This window comes from Tahibacter harae (assembly GCF_024437735.1).
GTDB lineage: Bacteria > Pseudomonadota > Gammaproteobacteria > Xanthomonadales > Rhodanobacteraceae > Tahibacter > Tahibacter harae.
Genome location: NZ_JANFQO010000013.1, coordinates 178006 through 184925 on the forward strand (window position 1 = coordinate 178006; position 6920 = coordinate 184925).

Genomic DNA, 6920 nt, shown 5'->3' on the forward strand with positions numbered 1-6920 from the left:
CTGCGCCGCGCGGCGCTTGGCGCGCCGCGCGGCGCTCGCTAACCTCAAGCCTTTGCCGCAGCGGGGTCAGCGATGCGTATTGTCAGTTTCAACGCCAACGGTATCCGTTCGGCGGCCAGCAAGGGTTTCTACGGCTGGCTGGAGAAGCACAAGGCCGACGTGGTCTGCCTGCAGGAGACCAAGGCGCAGGAACACCAGCTCAGCGACGCGCTGTTCCGTCCCAAAGGCTTCCACAGCTACTACCGCGACGCGACCAGCAAGAAGGGCTACAGCGGCGTGGCCATCTATTCGAAGCAGCAGCCCGACGAGGTGCTCACGGCGCTGGGCTGGCCCGATTTCGACGAGGAAGGCCGCTACATCGAGGCGCGCTACGGCAATCTCAGCGTGGTCTCGCTGTATTTTCCGTCCGGCTCCTCCGGCGACGAGCGCCAGCAGTTCAAGTTCAAGTGCATCGACTGGATCACGCCGATCTTCGACGCCTGGCTGAAGAGTGGGCGCGATTATGTAATTTGCGGCGATTGGAACATTGTCCACACGCGCAAGGACATCCGTAACTGGTCGTCCAACCAGAAGACCTCCGGCTGCCTGCCGGCCGAGCGCGCCTGGCTGGACAAGCTGTTCCTGGAGCGCGGCTGGGTCGACAGCTACCGCGTGCTCAGGCCCGAGGCCGAGGACTACACCTGGTGGTCCAACCGCGGCCAGGCCTATGCCAACAACGTGGGGTGGCGCATCGACTACCAGGTCGTTACGCCCGGCCTGCGCGGGCGCCTCAAGAGCTGCGAGATCCTGCGCGATCCGCGTTTTTCCGATCACGCGCCGTATACCGTGGACTACACGGCTTGAGCACCGCCGCCGACGCGGTGCCGCCGCAGGCCGAAGCCTGGTATTCGCGCCGCGTGATGATGATTGCGGTGCTGGGCTTCGCCTCCGGACTGCCGCTGGCCCTGTCGGGCAGCGCGTTGCAGGCCTGGTTCACCGTGTCGGGACTCAAGCTCAGCACCATAGGCTGGGCCACGCTGATCGGCCAGGCCTACGTGCTCAAATGGCTGTGGGCGCCGTTGGTCGACCGCTACGCCGTGCCGCTGCTGGGCCGCCGGCGCGGCTGGATCCTGCTCTGCCAGCTGGCCTGCGCCGCCTGCCTGTTCGGCATGTCGCTGTACGATCCGCGCGGCGACATGAACGCCATCGTGTTGCTCGGGGTCGCGCTGGCGGTGTTCTCGGCCACGCAGGACATCGCCTTCGATGCGCACCGCACCGATCTGCTGGTCACGCCGGAACAGCGCAGCTGGGGTTCGGCGCTGACCCAGTCGGGCTATCGCCTGGCCATGCTGACGTCCGGCGGCCTGGCCCTGATCCTGGCCGACCAGCTGGGCTGGCCGCTGGTCTATCAGCTCATGGCCGTGCTGATGCTGCTTGCTTCGCTGGGGACGCTGTTCTCGCCCAACGCGGCCCAGGTCGCGCCGCCGCGCAACCTGCTCAACGCCGTGGTCGAGCCGCTGGCGGCGTTCTTCAAGCGCAAGGATGTGCTGGCCTGGATCGCGCTCATCATCCTGTACAAGCTGGCCGATGCGTTCTCGCTCGCGCTGTCGACCACCTTCCTGCTGCGCGGCGTGGGCTTCAGCCAGACCGAGGTCGGCAGCGTGAACAAGTTCGTCGGCCTGGCCGCCGGCCTGGCCGGCTCGCTCGCCGGCGGCTGGATCCTGCTGCGCCTGCGCCTGCTGCCCGCACTGCTGGTGTTCGGCGCGGCCCAGGCGCTGACCAATCTCGGTTTCGCCTGGCTCACCCTGACCGGCCCCGATGTGCCGGCGCTGGTGCTGGTGGTGTTGGCGGACCAGGCCATAGGCGGCATGGGCTCCACCGCGTTCGGCGTGCTGCTGATGGCGCTGTGCGACCAGCGCTACAGCGCGACCCAGTTCGCCCTGCTCAGCGCACTGGCGGTGGTGGGCCGCGTCTACCTCGGGCCGGCTGCGGCCGCGGTGGTGGATTCCATAGGCTGGGGCCCGTTCTTCGTCACCACCGTGTTCACGGCGATTCCCGGGTTGTACATGGTCTGGCTGCTGCGCCGGCGCATCACGGAGCTGGATGTGCGCAGCGCCTAGGGTCAAGTGCATGGCAGTGCGGCGTGGTCGCGCGCCGCTGCGGCGATTACTGGCGCGCGTCGTGTTATCGGAACTTTGACCCAAATGTAGCGCCCGTCAGCGGGATGTTGTGTCACCCGTACGCCGGCCGATGCGGTTTTTTCGACATTGCTAACCGGCCGCCGCCGCGCGCTGCTGCTGAAATTGCCGCCACATGCTGCGACAATCTTTCAGGCAGGGGCCGAATCTGACCACGAAACGGCGGGGACGCAGTGCCAGACATTCTTGTACGCCATATCGACGAGGCCCTGGCCGATCGCATCAAGGAGATTGCGCGCGAGCACCAGTGGTCGCTCAACGAGGCGATTCTCTACGCCTTGCGCCGCGGCGTTGGCCTGGGCCCGGAGGAAGCGCGCCGCGAACTGCACGATATCGCCATGCTGTCGGGCACCTGGGAATCCACCGAGACCGCGGCATTCCGCGCTGCGCTGGAAGCGTTCGAACGTGTCGCCGGGCGGCCGCTGTTCGTCGACGACGCGGCGGAGGATCAGGCGCCGAAGTAGATCGCGCCAAGCACCCGCGGCCCCTGCGCGCCGGTGACATCGGCGCGGTTGCCGGGCAGGCCGAGCAGGCGCTGGCGCGCCAGCCAGGCGAAGGCCATGGCTTCCACGTAGTCCGGATCGACGCCACAACTGGCGGTGCTGGCGACCTGTACCGGCGCCAGGGCCGCGGCCAGTGCCTTCATCAGCGCCGTGTTGTGCACGCCGCCGCCGCAGACCAGCACTTGTTCCGCATTGGGCGCGTCGCGGCGTATGGCCGCGGCCACGCTGCGCGCGGACAGCGCAAGCAAGGTCGCCTGTACATCCACGGCGGCAAGGCGGCGCTGGCCCAGCTGGCGCTGCAGCCAATCCTGGTTGAACACTTCGCGGCCGCTGCTCTTGGGGCCGGTCTGGTGGAAATACGGCTCGGCCAGCATCTGCGCTAGCAGTTCCTCGTCCACCGTGCCGGTGGCGGCCCATTCGCCGCGTTCGTCGCAGCCCAGGCCGCGCTGCTGCAGCGACCAGCCATCCATCAGGCAGTTCGCCGGGCCGGTGTCGAAGCCGCGCAGCGGCGCCCGCGGATCGCGCGGCAGCACGGTGATATTGGCGATGCCGCCGAGATTGAGCACCACACGCTCGTGCGCCGGATCGGCCAGCAGCGCCGCATGCAGGCCCGGCACCAGCGGTGCGGCCTGGCCGCCGGCAGCGATGTCGCGGCGGCGGAAATCGCCGACCGTGGTGATGCCGCAGCGCTCGGCGATGACGTTGGGGTCGCCCAGCTGCAAGGTGTACGGCGCGGCCAGTGTGGGCTTGTGGCGCACAGTCTGGCCGTGCGAGCCGATCGCGCGCACCGCGGCAGGGGCCATGCCTTCGCGCTGCAACAGCGCGAGCGCGGCGTCGGCAAAGGCGTGACCCAGCTCCACATCCAGCGTGCCGAGTTCGTCGAGATTGATCTCGGCCTTCTCGCGCGCCAGCGCGAGCACGCGCGGACGCAGCGCCGCCGGATACGGCACGGCCAAGGCGGCGATCAGCCGCGGCTGCGGATCGAACGCGGCCAGGGCCACGTCGATGGCGTCGGCGCTGGTGCCGGAAATCAGGCCGAGATACAGCCCGGCGCTGTCACTCACTTGACCGAAGCCAGGCGCGGATCTTCGTAGCGCTTGAGCTGGGCCAGCATGGGCTGGGTCAGCTGCTTGAACTTGGCCAGTTCGGCGGCCGGCAGCGGCTCGGGCTTGGGCAGGGTCACGGTCAGCGGATCGCGGTGCTGGCCGTTGAGGCGGAATTCGTAGTGCAGGTGCGGCCCCGTGGCCAGGCCGGTCATGCCGACGTAACCGATCAGCTGGCCCTGGCGCACGCGCTGACCGGCGGAAAGGCCGGGAGCGAAGCGCGACATGTGGCCGTAGACGGTGCTGTACTGGCCGCCGTGCTGCAGGATGACCACATTGCCGAAGCCGTTCTTGACGCCGCGGAACTCCACTTTCGCATCGCCGGCCGCGTAGATCGGCGTGCCGGTCGGGGCGGCATAGTCCACGCCCTTGTGCGCGCGCATGCGGCCCAGCACCGGGTGCATGCGGCCGGCGGAGAAGCGCGAGGAAATGCGCGTGAATTCCACCGGCGTACGCAGGAAGGAGGTCTTCAGCGGGCGGCCTTCCTCGCTGTAGAAGGAAACCGTGCCGTCGGCGTCCTCGTAGCGGAACGCGGTGAAGCGGCGGCCGCCGTTGATGAAGGTGGCGCCGAGGATGTCGCCGTCGCGCAGGCGCTCGCCTTCGCGGTAGACATCGTTGTAGATCACGGTGAAGCTGTCGCCGACGCGCAGGTCCTGGGCGAAGTCGATATCGTAGCCGAAGGCCTGGGCCAGCTTCAGGGTCATGGAATCGGTCATGCCGGCGGCGTCGCCGGCCTCGAACAGCGAACTCCTGATGCTGCCGTGGGCGACGTGGACGCGGCGCTCCAGTGCGCGCTCGGCGATTTCGCTGTGCACGCCGTTGGCGTCGATGCGCAGCACCACGCGGGTGTGATCGTCGCGATCGAAACGCAGCGCGGCCAAGCGGCCTTCGCCGTCCTTGCGGATGGCGAATTCGTCGCCCGGATGGATGCGGCGGAACGCGCCGTTGTCGATATTGGCGTCGACCAGGCGCTGCAGCTCGGTCGGCGACAGGCCCTGCTCGTGGAAGATGTCCGCCAGCGACTGGCCGGCGCGCACGATCACCACCTTCCATTCGCTGCCTTCCATGCCCGGCACCATGCCGGCGGCGGCCAGGCCTGCCAGGGCGCGGTCGCTGGCCGAAGTCTGGTCGGCGCTCAGCGCCGGCAGCGGCAGGGACAGGGTGGTGACGCTGGGCGCTTCGTCGCGCCGCATCGCGTTGGCCCAGGTCGGCATGATGGTGCCGACGATCACGGTCAGCGCCACCGCTACGCTGGCCAGCACCCAGTGCTCGCGCCGCCAGGAGATCGGCGACACCGACACGTTCTGTGCGAGGGCCCAATTCTTACACTTCGAGTAAAACTGGAAATGTTTGCGAAGTGCGCGACGCCGCAGGGCCAGACGGCGGCTGGCGCGGCGGGTGGAATGGTGGGCGGGCGGGGTGTCGGTCACGGTCGCATTCCAATCAAACGGCACGTACCATAGCCAACCGATTCAAACCCCGTCAACGCCAGTAATGGCGCGGGTTTGCAAGGGGTTGGCTGGTTAACGAATAATTAACTGCGACCCCCAGAAACCCCCACTTTTATGAACCTGGACGGCCCCGCGTCGGGCCGCGCGCGCGGGTTCGGCCAGCAGGAACCGGAGATACAGCATGAGCCAGTTGCAGGAGGCGTTGGACCTGATCGGTCGCGGCGCCGAGGAAATCATCAAGCGTGAAGACCTGGAGGCGCGCCTCAAGCTGGGTCGCCCGCTGCGCATCAAGGCGGGCTTCGACCCGACCGCGCCGGACCTGCATCTGGGGCATACCGTATTGCTGAACAAGATGCGCCAGTTCCAGGACCTGGGCCATCAGGTCATTTTCCTGATCGGCGACTTCACCGGCATGATCGGCGACCCCACCGGCAAGAACGTCACGCGCAAGCCGCTGAGCCGGGCCGATATCGAATCCAATGCCAGGACTTACGCCGACCAGGTGTTCAAGGTGCTGGATCAGGCGCGCACCGAGGTGCGCTTCAATTCCGAATGGTTCGGCCAGATGTCGGCCGCCGACATGATCAAGCTGGCCGCCAAGCACACCGTTGCGCGCATGCTGGAGCGCGACGATTTCCAGAAGCGCTACCGCAGCGAACAGGCCATCGCGATCCACGAGTTCCTGTATCCGCTGGTGCAAGGCTACGACTCGGTTGCCTTGCGCGCCGACGTGGAGCTGGGCGGCACCGACCAGAAGTTCAACCTGCTGGTCGGCCGCCAGCTGCAGGAAGACGCCGGCCAGCCGCCGCAGATCGTGCTGACCATGCCCTTGCTGGAAGGCACCGACGGCGTCAACAAGATGTCCAAGTCGCTGGGCAACTACATCGGCATCAACGAGCCGCCCAACGAGATCTTCGGCAAGGTCATGCGCCTGTCGGACGATCTGATGTGGCGCTATTTCGAGTTGCTGTCCTTCGCCAAGTCGCTGGCCGACATCAAGACCATGCGCGAGGCGGTTGCGGCCGGGCAGGTCAATCCCCGCGATTACAAGATGGAGCTGGCCAGCGAACTCACCGCGCGTTTCCACGGCGCGGCGGCCGGAGAGGCGGCGATTCGCCACTGGAACAAGATCGTCCAGGGCGGCGGCGTGCCTACCGACCTGGTGGTGCAGGACATAGCCGTGCCGGCCGAGGGGTTGCGTATTGGCGCCCTGCTCAAGTCCGCCGGCCTGGCGCCGAGCAATTCGGAGGCGTCGCGCAAGGTGAATGAGCGGGCTGTGCGTGTGGATGGGGAAGTGGTTGAAGACGCGGGGCGGATATTCAACGCCGGCGGCGAACACCTGCTGCAGCTGGGCAAGCGCGGCTATGCGCGCGTGCGTCTGATCGCGTCCTGAACTGCCGGCGAAATTATTTTTCGCGCGGGGTCTTGCGCAATCGAAAACCGATGTTAGGATTCGCGCCCCTTCGCAGAGGCGAGCGCCTTGGAGAAGTGGGGCGAATCGGAAGATTCGCAGCGGATTGGAGCGGTTTTGAGGGGTTGGGAAGCGGGTCTGAAAATAAATCAGACCGGCGGCTTGACGAAACGAAAAACCGATGTACGATTCGCGCCCCTTCGCTGAGACGGACGTTGGAAGCGGAGGCTGGATCGGAAGATTCAGGCGGGTTGTGCGGAGGGTTGAGTGGGTTG

General features: G+C 67.1%; 6 protein-coding genes. 4 read left to right on the forward strand and 2 right to left on the reverse strand.

Features of this window, described 5'->3' with window-relative positions; translation table 11 throughout:
• Positions 1-72 precede the first annotated feature (72 nt).
• The 3 genes from NM961_RS14990 to NM961_RS15000 all read left to right on the forward strand — a co-directional run bounded on the left by NM961_RS14990 (position 73) and on the right by NM961_RS15000 (position 2641).
• Positions 73-843: an exodeoxyribonuclease III gene (locus NM961_RS14990; protein ID WP_255915214.1), complete on the forward strand. Its 771-nt coding sequence runs from the start codon at positions 73-75 to the stop codon at positions 841-843.
• The gene (locus tag NM961_RS14995; protein ID WP_255915215.1) at positions 840-2099 is read left to right on the forward strand and encodes an AmpG family muropeptide MFS transporter; all 1260 of its coding nucleotides are present in this window, start codon (positions 840-842) and stop codon (positions 2097-2099) included. The genes NM961_RS14990 and NM961_RS14995 overlap by 4 nt, the downstream gene beginning before the upstream one ends.
• A 251-nt stretch (positions 2100-2350) precedes the next feature.
• Entirely contained in the window at positions 2351-2641 is a 291-nt protein-coding gene (locus NM961_RS15000) for a hypothetical protein (RefSeq protein ID WP_255915216.1), read from the forward strand.
• Here the strand turns inward: NM961_RS15000 and NM961_RS15005 are convergent.
• Together NM961_RS15005 and NM961_RS15010 are read right to left on the reverse strand one after the other, a co-directional pair.
• Positions 2626-3744, reverse strand: coding sequence for an anhydro-N-acetylmuramic acid kinase (locus tag NM961_RS15005; RefSeq protein WP_255915217.1), 1119 nt, complete (start codon positions 3742-3744; stop codon positions 2626-2628). The genes NM961_RS15000 and NM961_RS15005 overlap by 16 nt on opposite strands.
• Positions 3741-5078, reverse strand: a complete 1338-nt coding sequence (locus NM961_RS15010) for an OapA family protein (RefSeq protein WP_255915218.1) — start codon at positions 5076-5078, stop codon at positions 3741-3743. Before NM961_RS15010 ends, NM961_RS15005 begins: the two co-directional genes overlap by 4 nt.
• 337 nt (positions 5079-5415) lie before the next feature.
• On the opposite strand from NM961_RS15010, the gene tyrS reads away from it, so the two are divergent.
• Positions 5416-6627 carry a tyrosine--tRNA ligase gene (gene tyrS, locus NM961_RS15015; RefSeq protein WP_255915219.1) on the forward strand — a complete coding sequence of 404 codons (1212 nt, stop codon included), beginning with the start codon at positions 5416-5418 and terminating at the stop codon, positions 6625-6627.
• The last annotated feature ends 293 nt before the right edge of the window (positions 6628-6920 follow it).